Below are 26,070 nucleotides of genomic sequence, written 5' to 3' on the forward strand. Positions count from 1 at the left end.
GCGTCGCGTTTATCCTTATTTTTGCACTACGATATTTTCTTGGGACGGATCAACATGCTGCATTTGCAGCTTTTCCGTTGCGATCCGCTCCACCCGGCTGTGATCGCCGAGCGCATTTTCTTCAAGGATCAGGTTGCGCCATTCAATGTCCAATGCATCGCGCTCCAGAACCAGTTGTTCACGCTGCGCGGTGAGTAAACGAGTATGGTGCGCCGTCGTGACCACCGTCACCGCCGTTAAAATGATGCAAATGAACAAGCAGAGTGGCAGCTTCCCGAACCGCAAAAGATCGTCACCGATCACGCCAGGCAAGGCATGGCGCTCGTTGCTTCCTATCGATCCCTTCACTTTGCTTAGGGCTTCTGTCACTCTGCTGATCATGCGTTCGTCCTCTCTGCGATACGCAGAACTGAACTACGGGCCCGAGGATTTTCAGCTACCTCTTTTTCACCCGGCATCAACTTGCCTAACGCTCGTAACTCACGACCGCCCAGTTTTTTGAGCTGCGCTTCCGTCATCGGTAATCCCGCCGGTACCTGCGGACCGCGGCTTTGCTCACGCATAAAGCGTTTCACAATACGGTCTTCCAGCGAGTGGAAACTGATGATTGAAAGCCGCCCGCCTGGGGCCAGTACGCTGAGCGAGCTTTTTAGCGCCTGCTCTATCTCCTCCAGTTCACTGTTTACCCAGATGCGCACCGCCTGGAAGGTACGGGTCGCGGGATGTTTGAATTTGTCTTTTACCGGGGTCGCCGCCGCAACCACTTCCGCCAGCTCTTTGGTGCGGGTCATCGGCTGTTCGCGATTGCGCTCAACAATGGCGCGAGCAATACGTTTGGCAAAACGCTCCTCGCCGAATGTTTTCAGCACCCAGGCGATATCCGCCTCCTCCGCCGTTTGTAACCACTCGGTGGCAGACTGGCCGCGCGTCGGGTCCATTCGCATATCCAGCGGACCGTCGCGCATAAATGAAAAACCGCGCTCCGCATCGTCAAGCTGCGGAGAAGAGACGCCAAGATCGAGAAGGATCCCGTCAATCTTGCCGGTAAGCTCGCGCTCGGCTACATAATCAGCCAACGCGGAAAAAGGTCCATGAATGATGGAGAAGCGAGGATCATTAATGGTCTGCGCAACGGCGATCGCCTGCGGATCGCGATCGATCGCCAGCAAGCGCCCCTCTTCGCCCAGTTGCGAGAGGATCAGGCGCGAGTGGCCGCCGCGACCAAATGTGCCATCAATATAGATACCATCCGGACGAATATTCAGCCCATTAACGGCTTCATCCAACAGTACCGTAGTGTGTTTAAAATTTTCCATCATCTTATAGAGACAAGTCCTGCAGCCGCTCCGATAACGTTTCGGTAGCTGACTGTTCAGCGTCGATATCTTCCTTGACCTGTTGATACCAGGTCGTTTCATCCCACAGCTCAAATTTGTTGAACTGTCCAACCAGCATCACTTCTTTCGTCAGTCCGGCATGTTGCCGCAGAACTGGCGCGATCAGTAATCGACCTGCACCATCCATCTGACATTCGCTGGCATGGCCCAACAGTAAACGCTGTACGCGACGTTCTACCGGGTTCATGCTCGACAGACGAGATAACTTTTGCTCAATAATTTCCCATTCAGGCAGGGGGTAAAGCAGCAGGCATGGGTGATGGATGTCAATGGTACATACCATTTGACCGGTAGCGCTCTCGATCAGTTGCTCCCGATAACGGGTCGGCACGGTCAGGCGCCCTTTACTGTCGAGATTGACTAACGTTGCCCCCCGGAACATGCCAGTCTCACCCCTTCTTACCACTTTATCCCACAAATTCCCACTCGAAGGAGTTTACGGAGCGGAGGAAAAGCTTGTCAAGCAAGTCACAACGCTTACCGAAGTAAAAAAGCCAATGTTTACGGCGAATATCTGCGTTGATTAATTTCCGTCCAGCGCGCAAGCCAAATTAACGTTATGAATATTTGTAAGAAAAAAACCAAAGACCCACCGCCGTTTAAAACGGACTCAATATAATCCGAGAAAAATATAAAGTGTCAGTTTGCGACGCGAGCGGCATTTTAGGACATATTGCACCGTGTTAACAGTGCCTGTTTAACGTGTGCAGCGCCTGCTATACCAGCGCCTACGAGCGACTGTCGCGCCAGAGACAAAAAGTGGCTGTTAATTCGACGATTTCTTGCCTGCTTGTAACAAAACAAGACAAAGGAAAAGACTCGTTACGTCTTAATTAGTGGAATATGGACGATTTCGGACAAAAGAAAGGTAATAAAAAAGAATTTTCGGATAATTTTAAGGAATAATCTTAATTATTTAAGGGATATTTTTACTGATACGCATTTGTTTGACGGCGGCAGAAGAGAGAGTCTTTTACCGCCGGTCCTTTAGCTACGGCTCAGAATGCCGCGACGATACAGGTTTCGCCGAATACGCGTTAAGCCGGGTTTCGGTTTACGCGGTTCATCAAGACTTGCCAGCACAATCTCCAGCACGCGTTCCGCGACATCACGATGACGCTGCGCCACCGCCAGTACCGGGCATTGCAGAAAATCCAGCAGCTCATGATCGCCGAAGGTCGCAATCGCTAAATCCGAAGGCAGTTTTCCATCGCGCCGCAGCGTTACGTCCATCACGCCCTGTAATAGCGCGAACGATGTCGTAAAGAGCGCCTGCGGCATAGGATGCGTTTCCAGCCATTTCTCAAACAACTGCGCGGCGGCTTCGCGCTCATAGCTGTTGGCATATAAGAAATTCACCTCCCGCGGATCGTCTTTCCATGCGGTGCGGAACCCCTGCTCGCGCAGGAAACTGACGGACAACTCCGGCAGCGCGCCCAAATAAAGCACCGTTTCCGCCGGGAATTTACGCAGCTCTTCCGCCAACATCTCGGCATCATCCTGATCGGCGCCGACCACGCTGGTGAAATGTTCGCGATCCAGCGCGCGGTCGAGCGCGACGATGGGGAACGGATCGTTGGCCCAGCGCTGATAGAAGGGATGCTCCGGCGGTAACGAAGTTGAAACAATGATTGCATCCACCTGGCGTTGCAAAAGGTGCTCAATGCAGCGCATTTCGTTATCCGGCTGATCTTCAGAACAGGCGATCAGCAGTTGGTAGCCACGCTGGCGTGCCTGGCGCTCAAGATAGTTTGCGATACGGGTGTAGCTCGTGTTTTCAAGGTCCGGGATCACCAGACCAATGGAACGTGTGCGTCCAGCACGCAGCCCGGCAGCCACAGCGTTAGGATGGTAATTGTGCTCACGCACTACCGCCATGACTTTTTCTACGGTTTTGTCGCTCACGCGGTATTGCTTTGCTTTACCGTTTATAACGTAGCTTGCAGTTGTGCGCGAGACACCGGCCAGCCGAGCGATTTCATCCAGTTTCACAATTGCCCCTTGTGTAAATTGTACAAACCATAACCTTTATGTCGGCATGGGTTAAAATCGTTAACATCTAAGCGCAGTTTGATCACTCCGGCAACCGCTTTTATTCCGGGTTACCACGGATTTCGCAAAAAAAAGCCCAACCGGTGATATTGGGTTGGGCGATAATTCCTGTTGGCTGATATCCGGCAAACCTGCCTGATGGCGCTACGCTTATCAGACCTGGGCCAGATATCAGCCTGTAGACCGGATAAAACGCACGCGCGTCGTCATCCGGCGAATCTGCTCAGCGCATAATCTTATCGCCGCGCGAAAGCCCGACGACGCCTGAACGCGCCACTTCAACAATTTTCGCCACGTCGCGCAGCGAGGCCAGAAAAGCATCCAGTTTATCGCTGGTGCCCGCCAGTTGAACGGTATACAACGTTGGCGTAACGTCAATAATCTGACCACGGAAAATTTCCGTATTACGCTTCACCTCTTCCCGTCCGTAGCCGCTGGCCTGGATTTTCACCAGCATGATTTCCCGCTCAACGTGCGCTCCCTGTCCCAGCTCGCTGACGCGCAGCACATCAACCAGCTTGTGCAGTTGCTTTTCAATTTGCTCAAGCACTTTTTCATCGCCTACCGTCTGGATAGTCATGCGCGACAACGTCGGATCGTCTGTCGGCGCGACGGTCAGGCTTTCAATATTATATCCGCGTTGCGAAAAGAGGCCGATAACCCGCGATAACGCCCCAGATTCGTTTTCCAGTAATACCGATAAAATCCGGCGCATCATCAGGTCCTCTCCGTTTTGCTTAACCACATTTCGTCCATCCCGCCCCCGCGAATCTGCATCGGATAGACATGCTCGCTGCCATCAACGGTGACATCGACGAACACCAGTCGGTTATTACGCACATGCTCAAGGGCTTCGCTGAGTTTACTTTCCAGCTCATCCGGACGGTTAATCTGCAGCCCGACATGGCCATATGCTTCCGCCAGGCGCACAAAATCCGGTAACGACTGCATATAAGACTGAGAATGGCGACCGGAATAGATCATATCCTGCCACTGTTTCACCATCCCCAGATAACGGTTGTTCAGGTTCAAAACCAGTACCGGCAGTTCATACTGTAAGGCTGTCGACAGCTCCTGAATGTTCATCTGTATACTGCCATCGCCGGTCACGCAGACCACCATTTCTTTCGGCAGGGCCATTTTAACGCCCAGCGCAGCCGGTAGGCCAAAACCCATCGTGCCGAGTCCGCCGGAATTAATCCAGCGACGTGGTTTATCGAACGGGTAATAGAGGGCGGCAAACATCTGGTGTTGTCCTACATCGGACGTCACGTACGCGTCGCCCTTCGTCAGACGCCAGAGGGTTTCAATCACCGCCTGGGGTTTAATGCTTTCGCTTTCCGCGTCATATTTCAGGCACTGACGGGCGCGCCAGCTCTCTATCTGCTGCCACCAGTCGCGAATATCATCCTGCGGCTGAGACGGCGCATCCTGCGCCAGTAGCTCCAGCATTTGTTCCAGTACCAGGCGGGCATCGCCCACCACCGGGATATCAGCGTTAACCGTTTTGGATATGGACGTCGGGTCAATGTCGATGTGTAATACCGTCGCGTTCGGACAATATTTAGCGAGATTATTCGTCGTGCGGTCGTCAAATCGTACGCCAACAGCGAAAATCACGTCGGCGTTATGCATGGTCATATTGGCTTCATAAGTGCCATGCATTCCCAGCATTCCTAACGACTGGCGATGAGTAGCAGGAAACGCGCCCAGTCCCATTAATGAAGAGACCACCGGCAGGTTAAAGGTTTCAATGATGTGGCGCAGCGGCGCATAGCAGGCCGCGCTTATCGCCCCTCCCCCAACGTAGACCACCGGCTTTTTTGCCGACGCCAGCGTTTGCAAGGCACGCTTAATTTGTCCTTTATGTCCTGATGTTGTGGGATTGTAAGAGCGCATACTGACCGTCTCCGGCCAGGCATACGGCATTTTTTTCGCCGGATTCAAAATATCTTTCGGCAAATCCACGACCACCGGCCCAGGGCGTCCGCTTGCCGCCAGCCAGAAGGCCTTTTTAAGCACCTGGGGAATATCTTCCGTCTGTTTGACCAGGAAGCTATGTTTGACCACCGGTCGGGAAATCCCCACCATGTCGCACTCCTGAAAGGCATCATAGCCAATCAATGAGGTGGCGACCTGGCCGGAAAGAATCACCAGCGGAATGGAATCCATATAGGCCGTAGCAATCCCGGTAATCGCATTGGTCGCTCCCGGTCCGGAAGTCACCAGCACCACGCCAACGTCGCCAGTGGCTCGCGCCAGGCCATCCGCCATATGCACCGCGGCCTGCTCATGACGCACCAGCACATGATCGATCCCTCCAACGGTATGTAGCGCATCATAAATATCAAGCACTGCGCCTCCAGGATAGCCGAACACCTGCTTTACGCCTTGATCGATAAGCGATCGGACGACCATCTCGGCTCCAGACAACATCTCCACGGCTTGCCTCCACTTTATACCTGTCATCACGGTTTGACGGACACCTTAACCGCTCGCTATCACGCCTGGCAATTGGGTGGAATGACGTAAAGATGGGGAAGGTTAGAATAATCAGGAGGCAAGAAGAGAAGAAATGGAGAAATACTCCGTCTGAATCACACCAGGTAATAAATAATCGCTTATAAATGCAGACTTACAGCAATTCATCTATTTTTCACAGCGACGAAAAGAATCGCTCACCGTTAATTCAGCATAAAATTTTTTATATACGCTAAAAAGCAGAATAAACCAGAATTTGTTTCTGATTTATTCTGCCCGGTTTTATCGCTTACAAACAGAAACTAATAAATCTTCCATCCATTGGTGCCCTTTATCACGCCCAGCCGCTTCATGCCAGGAAAGGTAGCATGTCCGGCTATTCAGTTTTAAAGGCAACGGCAATATTTGCAGATCCAGCGATTCCGCAAACTCTTCCGCCAGCCAGCGCGGGGCAATAGCGACCAAATGCGTCTGCGAAACCACGTTCAGAACGCTGATAAGCGCCATGCCCTGATAAGCCACGCTCGACTGTTTATCCGGCGTGTCATACCACGGCTGACTAAATGACGCATAACGATCGAGAGAAACAACCGCATGTTGTTCATTATAAACATCGCCTTCCAGTAGCGGGCCGCTAATACGCGGGTGTTTTCGGCTGGCGACTAAAACCATTTCATCTTTAAATAGCGGTACGCTGGTAAACTCAGGACGACGGAATTCTTCATAACTAATAACGAACTCGGTTTCCTGATAGCGTAACTGATGCTCAGTATTCTGATTCAACGACGCTTTAAAAACGACATGAATATTTGGCGCAATTTTTTCTACACGATTATAAATCTGTGACGTCAGGATATTATCCAGCGGACTGCACACGCAAAGATTGAATACACGTTCGCTGCTGGTCGGCTCAAACCCCGATCCCGGCAATTCATTTTGCACCAATTGTAACGCCTGACGGACTGAACCAAATAACTGAAATGCACGGGCAGTCGGCTGAATTCCTCGTCCATATCGAACAAAAAGTTCGTCATTAAACATAACCTTCAGACGCGCTACGGCGTTACTGACCGCAGGCTGCGACATTCCCAGCGTGTGGGCGGCGCGCGTAATATTCTGCTCTTGCATTACCGCATCGAACACGGTCAATAGGTTCAAATCAACCATGCGAAGCTGTGGTTTGCCCATATCTAAAAGATGCGGCTTTTCGGTTTTGACCTCTGGCATATTTAACTCCACTGTCACGCTTAACTCCCTTTTTCTGGCTGAAGGCAGAAATAATTCCTGAAAATATGATTTACCATGCATATAAAATAAGAAAAAGGGAAAGCGTTAAAATTCGGAAAACATAAAGACGCTGACAGAGACAAATAGAATGCCAGCGCAAGCGTAATGTGTCCTGAGTCACACCATTGCGATTCATAATGTTTAAATTACGCAAGCAATATAACCATAACTATGGCGAATACACAATCATACACCAAGTGAATGATCATTTAAGTTTCAATTAAATGTTTATATTATTAATAGCTAAAAAGTTAACATTAATTTATCAATAACTTTATCCTTATCCATTAAGTAAACAAGGTTATTTGTTAAAATATAAAACAAATCAAAAAGATAAACCAAACCTTTAGCATACCTTTAACAGGCCATTCCCCTAACCAATTTGCAAACAAAAATGCCTAAATATTTCAAACAATGAAAAGTATGAATGTCCACTCGTTCTTTTATCCTTTATTGGACGCGCAGCCCAGCACAATTAGCTAAAGTACGTATCCGGATATCGTCAACAAAATGCAATGGCGACAGAAAATAGAGTTGACATTAAACGGCATATCCAGTACCACTAAAAGCATAACGCATTCGCTGGAGCTGAATTAATGTCACATATCGTTCGTTTCACTGGGCTACTACTACTCAACGCATTTATTGTGCGCGGTAGACCGGTGGGCGGCATTCAACATTAAGTCAGCTCGAAGTCAAACAAAACCCGCGCCGTTGCGCGGGTTTTTTTATGCCTGACGCAAGGCGCCCCTGGAGACAAGGACCACATCATGAGCCAGCAAGTCATTATTTTTGATACGACCTTACGCGACGGCGAACAAGCGTTACAGGCCAGCCTGAGCGCGAAAGAGAAGCTGCAGATTGCCCTGGCCCTTGAGCGCATGGGTGTTGATGTCATGGAAGTAGGCTTCCCGGTCTCTTCTCCGGGTGATTTTGAATCTGTCCAAACCATCGCCCGCACCATCAAAAACAGCCGCGTTTGCGCCCTGGCGCGTTGTGTAGAAAAAGACATCGACGTCGCGGCACAGGCGCTGAAGGTCGCCGACGCGTTTCGCATCCATACTTTTATCGCCACCTCGCCAATGCACATCGCCACCAAGCTGCGCAGCACGCTGGATGAGGTCATCGAACGCGCGGTATACATGGTTAAGCGGGCGCGTAATTACACTGATGACGTAGAGTTCTCCTGCGAAGATGCTGGCCGGACGCCTGTTGACGATCTGGCGCGCGTGGTGGAAGCCGCTATAAACGCCGGCGCGAGAACCATTAATATTCCCGATACCGTGGGCTATACCATGCCGTTTGAGTTTGCGGGAATCATTTCCGGCCTGTATGAACGTGTCCCCAATATCGACAAAGCTATCATCTCCGTTCATACCCACGACGATTTAGGGATAGCAGTAGGCAACTCGCTGGCGGCAGTACATGCGGGCGCGCGTCAGGTTGAAGGCGCGATGAACGGTATCGGAGAACGTGCCGGTAACTGCGCACTGGAAGAAGTGATCATGGCGATTAAAGTGCGCAAAGACATCATGAACGTACACACCAACATCAATCACCACGAAATCTGGCGCACCAGCCAGACCGTCAGCCAGATCTGTAACATGCCGATCCCGGCCAACAAAGCGATTGTCGGCAGCGGCGCTTTTGCCCACTCTTCCGGCATCCACCAGGATGGCGTCCTCAAGAACCGCGAAAACTATGAAATCATGACGCCAGAGTCCATCGGTCTGAACCAGATACAGCTGAACCTGACCTCCCGCTCTGGCCGTGCCGCCGTGAAACATCGCATGGAAGAGATGGGTTACAAGGACACAGACTACAACATGGACCACCTGTACGACGCGTTCCTGAAGCTGGCGGACAAAAAAGGCCAGGTGTTCGACTATGACCTGGAAGCGCTGGCGTTTATTAATAAACAGCAAGAAGAACCAGAGCATTTCCGTCTGGATTACTTCAGCGTGCAGTCCGGCTCCAGCGATATCGCCACCGCTTCCGTGAAGCTGGCCTGTGGTGAAGAGATCAAGGCCGAAGCGGCGAACGGCAACGGCCCGGTCGACGCCATCTATCAGGCGATTAACCGCATCACTGGCTACGACGTTGAGTTGGTTAAATACGACCTGAACGCCAAAGGCCAGGGCAAAGACGCGCTGGGTCAGGTCGATATCGTCGTGAACCATCATGGTCGCCGCTTCCACGGCGTCGGGCTGGCGACGGATATCGTCGAATCCTCCGCCAAAGCGATGGTGCACGTACTGAACAATATCTGGCGCGCCGCCGAAGTTGAAAAAGAATTGCAACGCAAAGCTCAAAATAAAGAGAACAACAAGGAAACCGTGTAATGTCGAAGAACTATCATATTGCCGTACTGCCGGGCGACGGTATCGGCCCGGAAGTCATGGCGCAAGCCCTGAAAGTTATGGATGCGGTACGCAGCCGTTTTGATATGCGTATCACCACCAGCCGCTATGACGTCGGCGGTATTGCTATCGACAATCATGGTCATCCACTGCCGAAAGCCACCGTTGAAGGGTGCGAGCAGGCGGATGCCATTCTGTTTGGCTCCGTCGGCGGCCCGAAATGGGAAAATTTGCCCCCGGAAAGCCAGCCAGAGCGCGGCGCCCTGCTGCCGCTGCGCAAACATTTCAAATTATTCAGTAACCTGCGTCCGGCGAAACTGTATCAAGGGCTGGAAGCATTTTGCCCGTTGCGCGCCGATATCGCCGCTAACGGTTTCGATATCCTGTGCGTGCGCGAGCTGACCGGCGGGATCTATTTCGGACAGCCAAAAGGCCGTGAAGGCAGCGGTCAGTACGAAAAAGCCTTTGATACCGAAGTTTATCACCGCTTTGAGATCGAGCGCATTGCCCGTATCGCCTTTGAATCGGCGCGTAAACGCCGCCGTAAAGTCACCTCTATTGATAAAGCCAACGTACTGCAAAGCTCTATCCTGTGGCGTGAGATCGTCAATGATGTCGCGAAAACGTATCCCGATGTGGAACTCGCGCACATGTATATCGATAACGCCACCATGCAGTTGATTAAAGACCCGTCGCAGTTTGACGTACTGCTGTGCTCTAACCTGTTCGGCGACATTCTGTCCGACGAATGCGCCATGATCACCGGCTCAATGGGGATGTTGCCCTCCGCCAGCCTGAACGAGCAAGGATTTGGCCTGTATGAACCGGCTGGCGGCTCCGCGCCGGATATCGCCGGGAAAAATATCGCCAACCCAATTGCGCAGATCCTGTCGCTGGCGCTGCTGCTGCGCTACAGCCTGGATGCCAACGATGCGGCAACGGCCATTGAACAGGCGATCAATCGCGCATTAGAAGAGGGCGTTCGCACCGGCGATTTAGCCAGGGGCGCTGCCGCAGTCAGTACCGATGAGATGGGCGATATTATCGCCCGCTATGTCGCAGAAGGGGTGTAATCATGGCCAAAACGTTATACGAAAAATTATTTGATGCCCACGTGGTCTTTGAGGCGCCAAACGAAACGCCGCTGCTGTACATCGACCGCCACCTGGTGCATGAAGTCACCTCTCCGCAGGCGTTTGACGGTCTGCGCGCGCACCATCGTCCGGTACGTCAGCCAGGGAAAACCTTCGCCACGATGGATCACAACGTCTCGACGCAGACTAAAGACATTAATGCTTCTGGTGAAATGGCGCGTATCCAGATGCAGGAGCTGATTAAGAACTGTAACGAGTTCGGCGTCGAGCTGTATGACCTGAATCACCCGTATCAGGGCATCGTCCATGTGATGGGGCCGGAACAGGGCGTCACCCTGCCGGGCATGACCATCGTCTGCGGCGACTCCCACACCGCCACCCACGGCGCGTTTGGCGCGCTGGCCTTCGGCATCGGCACTTCTGAGGTAGAACATGTACTGGCGACGCAAACCCTGAAACAGGGGCGCGCTAAAACCATGAAGATTGAAGTCACGGGCAACGCCGCGCCGGGCATTACCGCCAAAGACATCGTGCTGGCGATCATCGGTAAAACCGGTAGCGCCGGCGGCACCGGACACGTGGTTGAATTTTGCGGCGACGCGATCCGCGCGCTGAGTATGGAAGGCCGCATGACGCTGTGCAATATGGCGATTGAGATGGGCGCCAAAGCCGGTCTGGTCGCCCCGGATGAAACCACTTTCAACTACGTAAAAGGGCGTTTGCACGCGCCGAAGGGCCGCGATTTTGACGAAGCCGTCGAGTACTGGAAAACGCTGAAAACCGATGACGGCGCGACTTTTGATACTGTCGTCACCCTGCGAGCAGAAGAGATCGCGCCGCAGGTGACCTGGGGCACGAATCCGGGCCAGGTGATTTCCGTCACCGACATCATCCCCGATCCCGCCTCCTTTAGCGATCCGGTTGAGCGCGCCAGCGCCGAAAAAGCGCTGGCTTATATGGGCTTACAGCCGGGCGTACCGTTAACGGACGTTGCTATCGATAAAGTCTTTATCGGCTCTTGTACCAATTCGCGCATTGAAGATTTGCGCGCGGCGGCGGAAGTCGCCAAAGGGCGCAAAGTCGCGCCGGGCGTACAGGCACTGGTGGTGCCGGGTTCAGGTCCGGTGAAAGCGCAGGCAGAAGCGGAAGGTCTGGACAAGATCTTTATCGAAGCAGGATTTGAATGGCGCTTACCGGGCTGTTCCATGTGCCTGGCCATGAATAATGACCGCCTGAACCCGGGCGAGCGCTGCGCATCCACCAGCAACCGTAACTTTGAAGGCCGTCAGGGCCGCGGGGGTCGCACGCATTTAGTCAGCCCGGCGATGGCCGCCGCTGCCGCCGTTACCGGCCACTTCGCCGACATTCGCAGCATCAAATAAGGAAACTACCATGGCAGAGAAATTTACCCAGCATACCGGCCTGGTTGTCCCACTGGATGCCGCCAACGTCGATACCGATGCAATTATCCCTAAACAGTTTTTGCAGAAGGTTACGCGCACCGGTTTTGGCGCCCATCTGTTTAACGACTGGCGCTTCCTGGACGAAAAGGGCCAACAGCCAAATCCGGAATTCGTGTTGAACTTTCCGGAATATCAAGGCGCGTCGATTCTGTTGGCGCGAGAAAACTTTGGCTGCGGCTCGTCGCGCGAACACGCGCCGTGGGCGCTGACCGATTACGGCTTTAAAGTGGTGATCGCGCCAAGCTTCGCCGACATCTTCTACGGCAACAGCTTTAACAACCAACTGCTGCCGGTAACCCTGAGCGACGCACAGGTCGATGAGCTGTTTGCTCTGGTGAAAACCAATCCGGGCATTAAATTTGAAGTGGATCTGGAAGCACAGGTGGTGAAAGCAGGCGATAAAACCTATAGCTTTAAAATCGACGACTTCCGCCGCCACTGCATGTTGAACGGTCTGGACAGCATTGGGCTGACGCTGCAACACGAAGACGCGATTGCCGCCTACGAAAATAAACAACCGGCATTTATGCGGTAACCCTTGACGCCTTACCGGGCCTACAGGTTATGCAATATCACCAGGTTGCCACTATATCCTGTAGGCCTGATAAGCGTAGCGCCATCAAGCGCCGGGTTACTCATCAGTCGCTCATGCCGGGGATATTCCGGCATTTTTTATACGTCTTTTACTCGCCCGGTCCCCCCGCGTGACCACAGAAACCGCCGTATAAATCCCGTTGAGACGCCGTCCCATCGTCGTCATCCAGAAACAGCCGAAATAAAAAAAGCCAGCAGATATTATCTGCTGGCGGGTGATTTTAGGCTATCGCCTACACCAATACTCAGTCACACATGATGTCTGCAATTGGCTTCAATCGGTCGCCTCCCACTGCATCAGTTCCGCGAGCATTTTTAAGCGCTGCGGCGCGCTCAGGCAAGCCAGCCAGGACGTTTTTTCCGTCGCGGCAAAATATCTCAACCAGAACTGGCGCATAGTGACCTCTTCCTCTTGCTTCATCGAAAGATATTATTGGCCTAATATAGGGATAATAAAATTGCTGAGTTTTTCATCGGAGTTCCCCTTTTATGCCCTCAGGTCGCCTGCAACAACAATTTATCCGTCTCTGGCAATGTTGTGACGGTAAAACGCAAGACACCACGCTTAATGAGCTGGCGGATCTGCTGAACTGTTCGCGTCGCCATATGCGTACGCTGCTAAATACGATGCAGGCGCGCGGTTGGCTAACATGGGAAGCCGAGGTTGGACGCGGAAAGCGTTCGCGTCTGACGTTCCTGTATACCGGACTGGCGCTGCAACAGCAGCGGGCGGAAGACCTGCTGGAACAAGATCGAATCGATCAACTGGTACAACTGGTCGGCGATAAAAGCGCTGTCAGGCAAATGCTGATTTCCCATCTGGGACGCAGCTTCCGCCAGGGGCGGCATATTCTGCGGGTTCTTTACTATCGTCCGATGCACAATCTCCTGCCGGGAACCGCATTACGTCGCTCGGAAACCCATATTGCCCGGCAAATTTTCAGTTCGCTCACGCGGGTAAATGAGGAAAACGGGGAACTGGAAGCGGACATTGCGCACCACTGGCAGCAAATTTCCCCTTTACTGTGGCGCTTCTACCTGCGCCCCGGCATTCATTTTCATCATGGCCGCGAGCTGGAGATGGAAGATGTCATCGCCTCGCTGACGCGTATCAATACGCTTCCACTTTACTCGCACATCACAAAGATAGACTCCCCTACCGCGTGGACGCTGGATATTCATCTTTCCCAGCCGGATCGTTGGTTGCCGTGGCTGCTGGGCCAGGTCCCGGCGATGATTTTGCCGCGGGAGTGGGAAACGCTGGCTAATTTCGCCAGCCACCCTATCGGCACCGGGCCTTATGCCGTGCGGCGTAATACGCCGAACCAACTCAAGATACTCGCCTTTGATGACTACTTCGGCTATCGGGCGTTGATAGACGAAGTGAACGTCTGGGTACTGCCGGATATCAGTGAAGAACCGGCCTGCGGCTTGATGCTGGAAGGGCCGATACAAGGCGGTGAAAAAGCGATAGAAAGCCGACTGGAAGAGGGGTGCTATTACCTGCTATTCGACGCCAGAACGCCGCGCGGCGCGCATCCGCAGGTCAGAGAATGGGTAAGCCACGTCCTCTCCCCCACCAATTTACTCTATCATGCCGATGAACCGCTACAGCAGCTCTGGTTCCCGGCCTATGGGCTTTTACCGCGCTGGCATCACGCCCGTCCAGGCCCGGGCGAAAAACCCGCCGGGCTGGAAACCCTCACGCTGACCTTCTATCGCGAACACATTGAGCACCGGGTTATCGCCCGTATCATGAGCGCGCTTCTGGCTGAACATCAGGTGCATCTGCATATTCAGGAGATCGACTACGATCAATGGCACGCCGGCGACATCGAAAGCGATATCTGGCTCAATAGCGCTAACTTTACGCTGCCGCTGGATTTCTCGCTGTTCGCGCACCTGTGCGAAGTACCGCTCTTGCAGAACTGCATTCCGCGCGACTGGCAGGGCGACGCCGCGCAGTGGCGCGCTGGCGAGATGAACCTGGCGAACTGGTGCCAGCAGCTGCTGACCAACAAAGCGATTGTGCCGTTGATCCACCACTGGCTGATTATCCAGGGACAGCGCAGTATGCGCGGGCTGCGCATGAATACCCTCGGCTGGTTTGATTTTAAATCGGCGTGGTTTGCGCCGCCGGACCCTTAAAAGCCAGCTCTTAATTGCTGCCCGGCAACAAAATCACTACACTAACGCCGAACTCAACGGGGTGCCGCGCTCATGCGCGCGCTGAGAAAATACCCGTCGAACCTGATCCGGATAATGCCGGCGAAGGGATTTGAGGTTACCTCTCAAGTCCTTTGCCACTCTTTAACTGAGGTGCAAAGTGTTAAAAAAATATCTTCCGCTTTTACTCCTGTGCGCGGCGCCTGCTTTCGCCAAACCCGTTCTCACCGTCTATACCTACGACTCGTTCGCCGCCGACTGGGGGCCAGGCCCGGCGGTGAAAAAAGCGTTTGAAGCCGATTGCAACTGCGAGCTGAAACTGGTAGCGCTGGAGGATGGCGTTTCACTGCTCAACCGCCTGCGGATGGAGGGGAAGAACAGCAAAGCCGATGTGGTGTTGGGGCTGGACAATAATCTGCTGGAAGCGGCCACGCAAACTAAACTTTTTGCCAAAAGCGGCGTGGCGAATGAGGCGGTCAAGGTGCCCGGCGGCTGGAAAAACGACACATTTGTGCCGTTCGATTACGGCTATTTCGCCTTTGTCTACGATAAAAGCAAGCTGAAAAATCCGCCGAAAAGCCTGAAAGAACTGGTCGAGAGCGATCAAAAATGGCGGGTAATTTATCAGGACCCGCGTACCAGTACGCCAGGGCTGGGGCTGTTACTGTGGATGCGCAAAGTCTATGGCGATAACGCGCCGCAGGCCTGGCAAAAACTGGCGGCCAAAACGGTGACGGTGACGAAAGGCTGGAGCGAGGCCTACGGTTTATTTCTGAAAGGTGAAAGCGATTTGGTGCTCAGTTACACCACCTCTCCGGCGTATCACATTATTGAAGAGAAGAAGGACAATTACGCCGCCGCGAACTTCAGCGAAGGCCATTACTTACAGGTAGAAGTCGCGGCGCGTACCGTCGCCAGTAAGCAGCCGGAACTGGCGGAGAAATTCCTCAAATTTATGGTTTCTCCGGCGTTTCAGAACGCCATACCCACCGGCAACTGGATGTACCCAGTAGCGGACGTCGCCTTACCCGCAGGGTTTGAATCATTGGCCAAACCCGCCACAACGCTGGAATTCACGCCGCAACAGGTGGCAGCACAACGCCAGGCATGGATTAGCGAATGGCAACGCGCCGTCAGCCGTTAATTCCCGGCTGGCTGATTCCGGGGCTGTGCGCCGCCGCGCTGATGATAACCGTCTCGCTGGCGGCCTTTCTGGCGCTTTGGCTGAACGCGCCGTCGGGCGCGTGGTCGACAATCTGGCGGGATAGCTACCTGTGGCATGTGGTGCGCTTCTCATTCTGGCAGGCGTTTCTGTCCGCAGTGCTGTCTGTGGTCCCGGCGGTTTTTCTCGCCCGCGCGCTTTATCGACGCCGTTTTCCTGGACGTCTGGCGCTGCTGCGTCTGTGCGCCATGACGCTGATTCTGCCGGTACTGGTTGCCGTGTTCGGCATTCTTAGCGTGTATGGCCGTCAGGGCTGGCTGGCCTCGCTGTGGCAGATGCTGGGGCTTCAGTGGACATTCTCCCCCTACGGCTTGCAGGGCATTTTACTGGCGCACGTCTTTTTTAACCTGCCAATGGCGAGCCGTTTGTTGCTGCAATCTTTGGAAAGCATTCCCGGCGAGCAGCGCCAGCTCGCTGCCCAGCTCGGTATGCGCGGCTGGCATTTTTTCCGCTTTGTCGAATGGCCGTGGCTGCGCCGCCAAATTCCGCCCGTCGCGGCGCTGATTTTTATGCTCTGCTTCGCCAGTTTCGCAACGGTCCTGTCGCTCGGCGGCGGCCCGCAGGCCACCACTATCGAGCTGGCTATCTTTCAGGCGCTCAGTTATGACTACGATCCCGCCCGCGCGGCGATGCTGGCATTAATCCAGATGGTCTGCTGCCTGGCGCTGGTACTGCTAAGCCAACGGCTGAGCAAAGCGATTGCGCCGGGGATGACGCTGACGCAGGGTTGGCGCGATCCTGACGATCGTCTCCACAGCCGTCTGACGGACGCCTTATTAATCGTGCTGGCGCTGCTGCTGCTGCTTCCGCCGCTGGTCGCCGTGGTGGTCGATGGCGTCAACCGCAGCCTGCCGGAGGTGCTGGCGCAACCCATTCTGTGGCAGGCTGTCTGGACATCGCTACGCATTGCGCTGGCGGCGGGCGTTCTGTGTGTGGTGCTGACCATGATGCTGCTGTGGAGTAGCCGCGAGCTACGCCAACGCCAGCAACTATTCGCCGGACAAACGCTGGAACTCAGCGGGATGTTGATCCTCGCGATGCCGGGGATCGTGCTGGCGACAGGCTTCTTTTTACTGCTCAATAACAGCGTTGGCTTACCGGAATCCGCCGACGGCATCGTGATTTTCACCAATGCGCTGATGGCAATCCCCTACGCGCTAAAAGTCCTGGAAAACCCAATGCGCGATATTACCGCCCGTTATGGAATGCTGTGCCAGTCATTAGGAATTGAAGGCTGGTTGCGGTTAAAGATCGTGGAACTGCGGGCGCTGAAACGTCCGCTGGCGCAGGCGCTGGCGTTTGCCTGCGTACTTTCTATCGGTGATTTTGGCGTCGTCGCGCTTTTCGGCAATGACAATTTCCGCACGCTGCCGTTTTATCTGTATCAGCAGATCGGCTCCTACCGCAGCCAGGACGGCGCGGTGACCGCGCTGATACTATTGCTGCTCTGCTTTACGTTATTTACCCTCATAGAGAAACTACCGGGCCGACATGCTAAAACTGATTGATATCACCTGGCTTTACCATCATTTGCCGATGCGTTTTACGCTGGCGGTAGAACGCGGCGAGCAGGTGGCGATTCTTGGCCCCAGCGGCGCGGGGAAAAGCACGTTGTTGAATTTAATTGCCGGTTTTCTTGCGCCTGCCAGCGGTACGCTACTGATTGCCGGCGAAGATCATACGCTTACGCCGCCCTCACGCCGTCCGGTCTCAATGCTGTTTCAGGAGAATAATTTATTCAGCCATCTGAATGTGCAGCAAAATATCGGTCTGGGGCTAAACCCTGGGTTAACGCTCAACGCCAGCCAGCGGGAAAAACGGGACGCTATCGCACGTCAGATGGGCATTGAGGGTCTGATGACGCGTTTACCGGGCGAACTGTCCGGCGGCCAGCGTCAGCGGGTAGCGCTGGCGCGCTGCCTGGTACGTGAACAGCCGGTACTGCTGCTGGATGAACCGTTCTCCGCGCTCGATCCCGCGCTGCGCCAGGAGATGCTGACGTTGGTCAGCGATATCTGCCGCGAGCGACAGCTCACGCTGTTGATGGTCTCGCACAGCGTGGAAGATGCGGCGCGAATTGCGCCCCGGTCAATCGTCGTGGCCGACGGGCGTATCGCGTGGCAAGGCAAAACAGACGAGCTACTAAGCGGTCAGGCCAGCGCCTCAGCGCTATTGGGCATCAAATCCCATATTTTGTAGGCCGGATAAGGCGAAGCCGCCATCCGGCAAAGGAATCGTTAGTAACCCACAACTTTGCGCAGAATATCGATATATACCGGCATCAGCGGGTGGCGAACCAGCACCACCAGCGCGACCACGCCGATCCCGAGCGTCAACGGCGCCAGATACAGCAAACGGCTGCGGGGGAAATACGCGGTTAAACGATCGACTGCCGCTTTGCCGCTGCGCCACAGCCGCCAGCATAGCCAGCCTCCGACCCACAGCAGCAACGCCGTCGCCAGCAGCAGCCATTTGAAATCTCCGCTCTGCATATCGGAAGGAATATCGATTGCCGCTCCCGCCAGAATGCCCGGCAGGAAATAAAACGGCGGCCACAGCAAACAGCCAATCAAGTTCGGCCCAATAAATTTCGCTACGGGAAGATCCAGCATCCCTGCCACCATCGGCACCAGCGGCCTCGTCGGACCGACAAAACGTCCGACCAGGATCGTGAACATACTGTGCTGATGCAGCGCGTGTTCGGTTTTATCCAGCAGCGACTTGTTCTTTTTCATAAAAGACCAGCGGTGTAGCGGCTTTTTAAAGCGCCACCCCAGCCAGAACGAAATCCAGTCGCCCATCAGACAGCCGATAATACCCACCAGCCAGGCATGCCAAAAATTGAGCTCGCCGCTGCCGATAAGCGCGCCCAGCCCCGCCATCAGTACCGTGCCGGGTAAAATCAACCCCACCAGCGCCAGCGATTCCAGGAAGGCGACCAGCAACACAGCGATAAGCGAATACAGAGTGGATTGGGTGATAAAGTGTTCCAGCAGTGCTTGCATAGTGTGTCCGTCAGCGTGATGAAGCAGGGATTCTGCTTACCCCGTCCCCCTTCGTCAAGCCGTCAATTATCCGAATAGTTACGGCTTATGACATCTTTGTGGACACATCATTCACTTTTTATTCACATCCGGCCCTGAACTCGCTAGGACTTGCCCCGGTGCATTTTTTAAATACCCGCGAAAAATAGAGCTGATCGTCAAATCCAACATTGCGCCCAACGGTCGCTATCGGCATTCGCGTGGTGCTAAGCAGGAGTTTCGCCTGGCTGATACGCTGATCTTCGCGCCAGCTCAATACGCTAATGCCTAACTGCTGGCGGAACAGATGCGATAACCGGGAGGGCGACAGGCAGACATGCTGGGCGACGCTGGCGATATCAAAATGGCTGTCCGCCAGATGGTCGCTAATATACTGGCAGGCATCGCGCACACGGCTATCCATCGGCGGATGCAACGACTCATTAATTACCGCCATACGTCTGAGCAACAACTGCTCCAGCAGATTGATCGCCAGTAGCTCAGAATAGCGGCCTTCCCCTTGCCCGGCGCTGATGATCTGCCCGAACAGTTCGCTGAAATGCGGCTGGCGCGCCTCGTCCGGGCGGAAAAATCCTGTCTGGGCAAAGATTGTCGGCCAGGTCAGCCACTCCTGCCAGTAGGCGCGAGGCCGGAAATAAACCCACTGGTGATACCACTCGCTGGCGTCCGGATGCCGTCCATAGTGATGAATCTCGCCCGGCGGAAACAATAATATATCGCCAGGCCGACAGACAAACTGCTCGCCATTATTATTAATGACGCCCTCTCCGCGGATGGTCAGGTTAAGAATATATCCCTTCATGCCCAACGGACGATCGATAAAAAAATCCAGATATCCATTCGCTTCAATTGGCGTCAGTCCGGCGACCAGATGGGCATTAAATGAATATCCCGGCAATAGCGGATCATTTTGCGTTTCAGCCATGATTTCTCTACCCCCCGATGTTCAGAGAAGAAACAAATTGTCCATATTGACCAGGACGACAGTGCTTACGTCTCCGCAAGACCTTGCGCTTGATGAAAGCACGTATCAACCCCGCTTGTGAAAAGCGCTTTGTAACAAAAGCGTACAGTTCAGGCGATAAAATTAAGTAACAGAAGTGTCTATAACTATGGCTGGAATGTCCACATTGAATATTTGCACAGCGTCACACTTTGCAAAGCATTAGCATTTTTGTCCATAAGATTAGCGGATCCTGCCTGACGGTTTTTGCCGCGACTCTCTACTGTTTCTCCATACCTGTTTTTCTGGATGGAGTAAGACGATGGCAATTGCAATTGGCCTCGATTTTGGCAGTGATTCAGTGCGCGCTCTGGCAGTGGACTGCGCCACCGGCGACGAGATCGCCACCAGCGTAGAGTGGTATCCGCGCTGGCAAGAAGGCCGTTATTGCGACGGCCCGAACAACCAGTTCCGTCATCATCCGCGCGACTACATGGAGTCAATGGAGGCCGCGCTGAAAGCCGTTCTGGCACAATTAAGCGCCGCGCAACGCGCAAATGTCGTTGGCATTGGCGTTGACAGCACCGGCTCTACGCCAGCGCCGATTGACGCCGACGGTAACGTCCTGGCGCTGCGTCCGGAGTTCGCCGAGAACCCGAATGCGATGTTTGTGCTGTGGAAAGATCACACCGCCGTGGAAGAGGCCGACGAAATCACTCGTCTGTGCCATAAGCCAGGCAAGGTCGACTACTCCCGCTATATTGGCGGCATTTACTCCAGCGAATGGTTCTGGGCGAAGATTCTGCACGTCACCCGCCAGGATAGCGCCGTCGCGCAGGCCGCCGTCTCGTGGATTGAACTGTGTGACTGGGTGCCGGCGCTGCTTTCCGGCACCACTCGCCCGCAAGATATCCGCCGTGGCCGCTGCAGCGCCGGGCACAAAACGCTGTGGCATGAAAGCTGGGGCGGTCTGCCGCCCGCGAGCTTTTTTGATGAACTCGATCCGTGCATTAACCGTCATCTTCGCTACCCGTTATTTAGCGAAACCTTCACCGCCGATCTGCCCGTGGGCACCCTGTGCGCCGAATGGGCGCAGCGCCTCGGCTTACCGGAAAGCGTGGTGATTTCCGGCGGCGCGTTCGACTGCCACATGGGCGCGGTCGGCGCGGGCGCACAGCCCAATACGCTGGTAAAAGTCATCGGCACGTCTACCTGCGACATTCTGATTGCGGATAAACAGAGCGTCGGGGATCGCGCCGTGAAAGGCATTTGCGGTCAGGTTGACGGCAGCGTGGTGCCGCATTTTATCGGTCTGGAAGCGGGCCAGTCCGCTTTCGGCGACATCTACGCCTGGTTTAGCCGCGTGTTGAGCTGGCCGCTGGAACAACTTGCCGCGCAGCACCCGGAACTGAAAACCCAGATTAACGCCAGCCAGAAGCAGCTACTGCCAGCGCTCACCAACGCCTGGGCGAAAAATCCGTCCCTGGATCACCTGCCGGTGGTGCTCGACTGGTTTAACGGTCGCCGCACGCCAAACGCTAATCAGCGTCTGAAAGGCGTCATTACCGATCTCAATCTCGCCACCGACGCGCCAGCGCTGTTTGGCGGTCTGGTAGCTTCGACCGCCTTCGGCGCGCGCGCCATTCAGGAGTGTTTTACCGAGCAGGGTATCGCGGTCAATAACGTGATGGCGCTTGGCGGCATCGCCCGTAAAAATCAGGTCATTATGCAGGTCTGCTGCGACGTACTGAATCGTCCGTTGCAGATCGTCGCTTCCGACCAGTGTTGCGCATTAGGCGCCGCTATCTTTGCCGCCGTCGCTGCGAAAGTCCATGCCGATATTCCTGCCGCCCAGCAAAGCATGGCAAGCGCGGTAGAACGCACTCTGCGTCCCCGCCCTGAACAGGCGCAACGCCTCGAACAGCTTTACCGCCGCTACCAGCAGTGGGCGCTAAGCGCAGAACAACATTATCTTCCGACTGCCGCGCCGGCGCCAACGACCCCGGCCAATCAGGCAATCCTGACTCATTAAGGACACGACAATGACGATTTTTGATAATTATGAAGTATGGTTTGTGATTGGCAGCCAGCATTTGTATGGCGCAGAAACCCTGCGTCAGGTCACTCAACATGCCGAGCATGTGGTCAACGCGCTGAATACCGAAGCCAAACTGCCATGTAAACTGGTATTAAAACCGCTGGGCACCTCGCCGGATGAGATTACCGCTATTTGTCGTGACGCCAATTATGACGATCGCTGCGCAGGGCTGGTGGTCTGGCTGCACACCTTCTCCCCGGCCAAAATGTGGATCAACGGGCTGAGTATCCTTAACAAACCACTACTGCAATTCCATACCCAATTTAACGCCGCCCTGCCGTGGGACAGCATCGATATGGACTTTATGAACCTGAACCAGACTGCGCACGGCGGTCGTGAGTTCGGTTTTATCGGCGCGCGGATGCGTCAGCAGCACGCGGTCGTCACTGGTCACTGGCAGGATAAAGAGGCCCATACGCGTATCGGCGCCTGGATGCGCCAGGCGGTCTCTAAACAGGATACTCGCCAGCTAAAAGTCTGCCGCTTCGGCGACAATATGCGTGAAGTCGCAGTGACTGACGGTGATAAAGTGGCCGCGCAAATCAAATTTGGCTTTTCGGTCAATACCTGGGCGGTCGGCGATCTGGTGCAGGTGGTGAATTCTATCGGCGACGGCGATATCAACGCTCTGATTGACGAGTATGAAAGCAGCTATACCCTGACGCCCGCCACCCAAATCCACGGCGATAAACGCCAGAACGTGCGAGAAGCGGCGCGTATTGAACTCGGTATGAAGCGTTTCCTGGAACAGGGCGGCTTTCACGCCTTTACGACGACATTTGAAGATTTGCACGGCCTGAAACAACTCCCGGGTCTGGCCGTACAGCGTCTTATGCAACAGGGCTACGGCTTTGCGGGCGAAGGCGACTGGAAAACCGCCGCTCTGCTTCGCATTATGAAAGTGATGTCAACCGGTCTGCAGGGCGGCACCTCATTTATGGAGGATTACACCTACCACTTCGAGAAAGGCAACGATCTGGTGCTCGGCTCGCACATGCTGGAGGTGTGTCCCTCCATCGCGGTGGAAGAGAAACCGATCCTCGACGTCCAGCACCTCGGCATTGGCGGCAAGGAAGATCCGGCGCGTTTGATTTTCAATACCCAAACCGGCCCGGCGATCGTCGCCAGCCTGATCGACCTCGGCGATCGTTATCGCCTGCTGGTCAACTGCATTGACACCGTAAAAACGCCGCACTCCCTGCCGAAACTGCCGGTGGCTAACGCGCTGTGGAAGGCGCAGCCGGATCTGCCGACCGCCTCCGAAGCGTGGATTCTGGCTGGCGGCGCGCACCATACCGTCTTCAGCCACGCGCTGGATCTGAACGATATGCGCCAGTTCGCAGAAATACACGATATCGAAATCGCGGTGATTGATAACGATACCCGTCTGCCGGCCTTTAAGGACGCGCTGCGCTGGAACGAGGTGTATTACGGGTTCAAACGTTAATTGGTGAAACGGATTGCCCGGTGGCACTGCGTTTACCGGGCCTACGGTCCTGTAGGCCGAATAAGGCATTTGTGTCGCCATCCGGCACACCGTCGCTCGTAGGCCGGATAAGCGAAGCGCCATCCGGCAGGGAGAAAACAATGTTAGAAGATCTCAAACGCCAGGTACTGGAAGCCAATCTGGCGCTGCCAAAACACAACCTGGTCACCCTCACCTGGGGTAACGTTAGCGCCGTCGATCGCGAACGCGGCGTACTGGTGATTAAGCCGTCCGGCGTCGATTATAGCGTCATGACCGCTGACGATATGGTGGTGGTCAGCCTGGAGACCGGTGAAGTCGTTGAAAGTCATAAGAAACCGTCGTCCGATACGCCAACCCACCGTCTGTTGTACCAGGCATTTCCGACTATCGGCGGCATCGTACACACCCATTCGCGCCACGCGACTATCTGGGCGCAGGCGGGTCAGCCGATTCCGGCGACGGGAACCACCCATGCCGACTATTTCTACGGTACGATTCCCTGCACTCGCAAAATGACCGAGGCGGAAATTAATGGTGAGTATGAATGGGAAACGGGCAATGTCATTGTTAAAACCTTTGAAAAACAAGGTATTGACGCCGATCAAATGCCCGGCGTACTTGTCCATTCGCACGGCCCGTTTGCCTGGGGTAAAAATGCCGAGGATGCCGTGCATAACGCCATCGTGCTGGAAGAAGTGGCCTATATGGGGATCTTCTGCCGCCAGCTTGCGCCGCAGTTGCCCGACATGCAGCAATCCCTGCTGGATAAACACTATCTACGCAAACACGGCGCAAAAGCCTATTACGGGCAGTAATGCCTCTAAAAACGCGTCCCATGGGGGGCGCGTTGATGAATCTGGTCGGTGATATATTCAGCAAATGCGCTTTGATAGACGTAATGATCAGAACTCACATATTCAATAATATTATCATAATGTCCCTGCCACGCTTTTCCTTCCAGCGCATGGAAGAAAATATAATCTTCGATTGTTGACTGCCAGCGTTGCCCATTTAACAGATAATTAATAATGGTATCCCGATGTCCGTTTTTTCTGTCGTGTCCTTGCCAGTGAAAAAAAGCATTGCCGTTTTCAATAATCTCGGTACGCCAAATTTGTTCTGTCCATGTTTTATACTCAAAAAATCGACTCACGGTTTTTATGGAAGGGTTAGCGCGTTGAGTATTGACGAAAAGATAACGGTCGCTCCCTACCAGACGCGCCTGCATACTCACATTCATAAAAGATCATTCCCGAATACCACAAATTTTGATAAAAACACCCGCACCTGAAAGTCAAAATAAAATTATATTCTAAAATAAAAATTAAATTATGCAGAGAGTTCCCGACGAATTCGCACTGTAATCCATTTTTATTTAACCATAGCGGCCAATTGGAATATTATATTTCTACCTGACGGTGCGGATGTTCCAAATGAAATTGTTACACTTTTCATTAAGTAAAACAAACAAAAAATATCGCTTTTTTGTTAATCCGAGAAATAAGTAACAGATTCGAACAAGCGCCTTTCTGAAAAATACTGAATGTATGAAAACAGACTTGACACAAAACAGCTAATACATGGGTAAAAATGGTAAATAAACATGATTCAAAATTAGCAGTTATAGGATGATTATATCTGCTATATATACCGGCATCATTATATTGATAAATATACGTCAGCAAAAATATCTGACGCTAAAAGCCATTTTATCGTTAAAATATCCATTACACCCGTCACGGGGAACGAACTCATTCATGAAATATCGCTACATCATCAGAATCGCGGCAGGCATAATTCTCATTATGGCTACGGTGTTTATCCATAATGCCATCGCTATTTATCAGTTCAGTCAGCAAAACCAGACGCGCGTAGCTGACTGCGCGATTGTCGCAGGAGCAGGCGTTAGCGGAAAAACGCCTTCTCCCGTTTTTCAGGCCAGACTGGATCATGCCATCTGGCTTTACCAACAACACATTGTCCGCGCGTTGGTATTAACCGGCGGCTACGGCGCTGGCGCAACAGTTTCCGACGCGGCGATAGCCCGTCAATACGTTCTGGAAAAAGGGATTCCGGCTAAGGCGATTTTTATTGAAGAGCGCTCTACCGTGACGCGCGAAAATATTCGTTACGCAAAACAGATACTGCGACAACAACAATGGCGCACAGCGTTACTGGTCAGCGATCCGCTGCATATGCTGCGTCTGAAAACTATCGCTCAGGATAATGGTATCGATAGCCGCTCATCACCCACGCGATCCACCCGCTATAAATCCTGGTGGGCGAAAACCCGCTTCTTACTGCGAGAAACTTTTTATTACAGCGGATATCGGCTTTTACGTTATATGCCTGTACAAAATAACAGTATTACCCCCTAAAACAGGTTATAATTAGCGTGAAT

The 26,070-nt window shown here is 53.7% G+C and carries 24 protein-coding genes and 1 riboswitch; of the genes, 13 read left to right on the plus strand and 11 right to left on the minus strand.

Annotated features, from left to right (window positions below; all coding sequences use genetic code 11):
- Window positions 1–15: 15 nt before the first annotated feature.
- The 7 genes from ftsL to leuO form a co-directional block, all read right to left on the minus strand.
- Window positions 16–381 carry a cell division protein FtsL gene (ftsL, locus tag NBA72_RS16565; protein WP_000625651.1) on the minus strand — a complete coding sequence of 122 codons (366 nt, stop codon included), beginning with the start codon at window positions 379–381 and terminating at the stop codon, window positions 16–18.
- On the minus strand, window positions 378–1,319 hold the full coding sequence (rsmH, locus tag NBA72_RS16570) for a 16S rRNA (cytosine(1402)-N(4))-methyltransferase RsmH (RefSeq protein WP_042947616.1): 942 nt from the start codon (window positions 1,317–1,319) through the stop codon (window positions 378–380). Before rsmH ends, ftsL begins: the two co-directional genes overlap by 4 nt.
- Window position 1,320: 1 nt before the next feature.
- Complete coding sequence (mraZ, locus tag NBA72_RS16575) at window positions 1,321–1,779, minus strand: division/cell wall cluster transcriptional repressor MraZ (RefSeq protein ID WP_000488294.1); 459 nt, start codon at window positions 1,777–1,779, stop codon at window positions 1,321–1,323.
- Between the two features lie 605 nt (window positions 1,780–2,384).
- On the minus strand, window positions 2,385–3,389 hold the full coding sequence (gene cra / locus NBA72_RS16580) for a catabolite repressor/activator (RefSeq protein WP_000762406.1): 1,005 nt from the start codon (window positions 3,387–3,389) through the stop codon (window positions 2,385–2,387).
- Window positions 3,390–3,672: 283 nt separating this feature from the next.
- Entirely contained in the window at window positions 3,673–4,164 is a 492-nt protein-coding gene (ilvN, locus tag NBA72_RS16585; RefSeq protein ID WP_001563086.1) for an acetolactate synthase small subunit, read from the minus strand.
- A gap of 2 nt (window positions 4,165–4,166) precedes the next feature.
- Window positions 4,167–5,891 carry an acetolactate synthase 3 large subunit gene (ilvI, locus tag NBA72_RS16590; protein WP_001748923.1) on the minus strand — a complete coding sequence of 575 codons (1,725 nt, stop codon included), beginning with the start codon at window positions 5,889–5,891 and terminating at the stop codon, window positions 4,167–4,169.
- 321 nt (window positions 5,892–6,212) lie between these two features.
- Window positions 6,213–7,157 (minus strand): transcriptional regulator LeuO, encoded by a 945-nt coding sequence (gene leuO, locus NBA72_RS16595; RefSeq protein WP_001115420.1) that lies wholly within the window; start codon window positions 7,155–7,157, stop codon window positions 6,213–6,215.
- Between the two features lie 656 nt (window positions 7,158–7,813).
- Between leuO and leuL the strand changes: the two genes are divergently transcribed.
- The 5 genes from leuL to leuD all read left to right on the plus strand — a co-directional run bounded on the left by leuL (window position 7,814) and on the right by leuD (window position 12,669).
- Window positions 7,814–7,900 carry a leu operon leader peptide gene (leuL, locus tag NBA72_RS16600; RefSeq protein WP_001575587.1) on the plus strand — a complete coding sequence of 29 codons (87 nt, stop codon included), beginning with the start codon at window positions 7,814–7,816 and terminating at the stop codon, window positions 7,898–7,900.
- 87 nt (window positions 7,901–7,987) lie between these two features.
- Window positions 7,988–9,559: a 2-isopropylmalate synthase gene (leuA, locus tag NBA72_RS16605; RefSeq protein ID WP_000082819.1), complete on the plus strand. Its 1,572-nt coding sequence runs from the start codon at window positions 7,988–7,990 to the stop codon at window positions 9,557–9,559.
- Window positions 9,559–10,650, plus strand: a complete 1,092-nt coding sequence (leuB, locus tag NBA72_RS16610) for a 3-isopropylmalate dehydrogenase (protein ID WP_000042336.1) — start codon at window positions 9,559–9,561, stop codon at window positions 10,648–10,650. Before leuA ends, leuB begins: the two co-directional genes overlap by 1 nt.
- Window positions 10,651–10,652: 2 nt before the next feature.
- Window positions 10,653–12,053, plus strand: coding sequence for a 3-isopropylmalate dehydratase large subunit (gene leuC, locus NBA72_RS16615; protein ID WP_001140632.1), 1,401 nt, complete (start codon window positions 10,653–10,655; stop codon window positions 12,051–12,053).
- A gap of 10 nt (window positions 12,054–12,063) precedes the next feature.
- A complete protein-coding gene (gene leuD, locus NBA72_RS16620) occupies window positions 12,064–12,669 on the plus strand; it encodes a 3-isopropylmalate dehydratase small subunit (RefSeq protein WP_042947623.1) in 606 nt (201 codons plus the stop codon).
- Between the two features lie 333 nt (window positions 12,670–13,002).
- Here leuD and sgrT read toward each other — a convergent pair whose 3' ends face one another.
- On the minus strand, window positions 13,003–13,125 hold the full coding sequence (sgrT, locus tag NBA72_RS16625) for a glucose uptake inhibitor SgrT (protein ID WP_001248755.1): 123 nt from the start codon (window positions 13,123–13,125) through the stop codon (window positions 13,003–13,005).
- A 92-nt stretch (window positions 13,126–13,217) separates the two neighbouring features.
- Between sgrT and sgrR the strand changes: the two genes are divergently transcribed.
- The 4 genes from sgrR to thiQ all read left to right on the plus strand — a co-directional run bounded on the left by sgrR (window position 13,218) and on the right by thiQ (window position 18,315).
- Entirely contained in the window at window positions 13,218–14,876 is a 1,659-nt protein-coding gene (gene sgrR / locus NBA72_RS16630) for an HTH-type transcriptional regulator SgrR (RefSeq protein ID WP_001139027.1), read from the plus strand.
- Between the two features lie 47 nt (window positions 14,877–14,923).
- Window positions 14,924–15,023, plus strand: a riboswitch (TPP riboswitch).
- A 31-nt stretch (window positions 15,024–15,054) separates the two neighbouring features.
- Window positions 15,055–16,038: a thiamine ABC transporter substrate binding subunit gene (gene thiB, locus NBA72_RS16635; RefSeq protein WP_000915326.1), complete on the plus strand. Its 984-nt coding sequence runs from the start codon at window positions 15,055–15,057 to the stop codon at window positions 16,036–16,038.
- Window positions 16,014–17,624: a thiamine/thiamine pyrophosphate ABC transporter permease ThiP gene (gene thiP / locus NBA72_RS16640; RefSeq protein WP_042947628.1), complete on the plus strand. Its 1,611-nt coding sequence runs from the start codon at window positions 16,014–16,016 to the stop codon at window positions 17,622–17,624. The genes thiB and thiP overlap by 25 nt, the downstream gene beginning before the upstream one ends.
- Window positions 17,608–18,315 carry a thiamine ABC transporter ATP-binding protein ThiQ gene (thiQ, locus tag NBA72_RS16645; protein ID WP_023203007.1) on the plus strand — a complete coding sequence of 236 codons (708 nt, stop codon included), beginning with the start codon at window positions 17,608–17,610 and terminating at the stop codon, window positions 18,313–18,315. Before thiP ends, thiQ begins: the two co-directional genes overlap by 17 nt.
- Before the next feature lie 38 nt (window positions 18,316–18,353).
- Here the strand turns inward: thiQ and NBA72_RS16650 are convergent, their stop codons facing one another.
- Both NBA72_RS16650 and araC read right to left on the minus strand, forming a co-directional pair.
- Window positions 18,354–19,121 carry a DedA family protein gene (locus tag NBA72_RS16650; protein WP_001148369.1) on the minus strand — a complete coding sequence of 256 codons (768 nt, stop codon included), beginning with the start codon at window positions 19,119–19,121 and terminating at the stop codon, window positions 18,354–18,356.
- 118 nt (window positions 19,122–19,239) lie between these two features.
- Window positions 19,240–20,085 carry an arabinose operon transcriptional regulator AraC gene (gene araC, locus NBA72_RS16655; protein ID WP_000852387.1) on the minus strand — a complete coding sequence of 282 codons (846 nt, stop codon included), beginning with the start codon at window positions 20,083–20,085 and terminating at the stop codon, window positions 19,240–19,242.
- A gap of 340 nt (window positions 20,086–20,425) precedes the next feature.
- On the opposite strand from araC, the gene araB reads away from it, so the two are divergent.
- The 3 genes from araB (at window position 20,426) to araD (ending at window position 24,484) form a co-directional block, all read left to right on the plus strand.
- Window positions 20,426–22,135 carry a ribulokinase gene (araB, locus tag NBA72_RS16660; protein WP_042947634.1) on the plus strand — a complete coding sequence of 570 codons (1,710 nt, stop codon included), beginning with the start codon at window positions 20,426–20,428 and terminating at the stop codon, window positions 22,133–22,135.
- A 10-nt stretch (window positions 22,136–22,145) separates the two neighbouring features.
- Window positions 22,146–23,648, plus strand: a complete 1,503-nt coding sequence (gene araA / locus NBA72_RS16665) for an L-arabinose isomerase (protein WP_000151692.1) — start codon at window positions 22,146–22,148, stop codon at window positions 23,646–23,648.
- Between the two features lie 140 nt (window positions 23,649–23,788).
- On the plus strand, window positions 23,789–24,484 hold the full coding sequence (araD, locus tag NBA72_RS16670; RefSeq protein WP_001647629.1) for an L-ribulose-5-phosphate 4-epimerase: 696 nt from the start codon (window positions 23,789–23,791) through the stop codon (window positions 24,482–24,484).
- A 5-nt stretch (window positions 24,485–24,489) separates the two neighbouring features.
- On the opposite strand, the gene NBA72_RS16675 is transcribed toward araD, so the two are convergent.
- Window positions 24,490–24,909 (minus strand): DUF4751 family protein, encoded by a 420-nt coding sequence (locus tag NBA72_RS16675; RefSeq protein ID WP_001103154.1) that lies wholly within the window; start codon window positions 24,907–24,909, stop codon window positions 24,490–24,492.
- Between the two features lie 517 nt (window positions 24,910–25,426).
- On the opposite strand from NBA72_RS16675, the gene NBA72_RS16680 reads away from it, so the two are divergent.
- On the plus strand, window positions 25,427–26,047 hold the full coding sequence (locus NBA72_RS16680; protein WP_000877511.1) for a YdcF family protein: 621 nt from the start codon (window positions 25,427–25,429) through the stop codon (window positions 26,045–26,047).
- Window positions 26,048–26,070 lie beyond the last annotated feature (23 nt).

This window comes from Salmonella sp. NW1250 (assembly GCF_051812965.1).
Classification (GTDB): Bacteria; Pseudomonadota; Gammaproteobacteria; order Enterobacterales; family Enterobacteriaceae; genus Salmonella; species Salmonella enterica.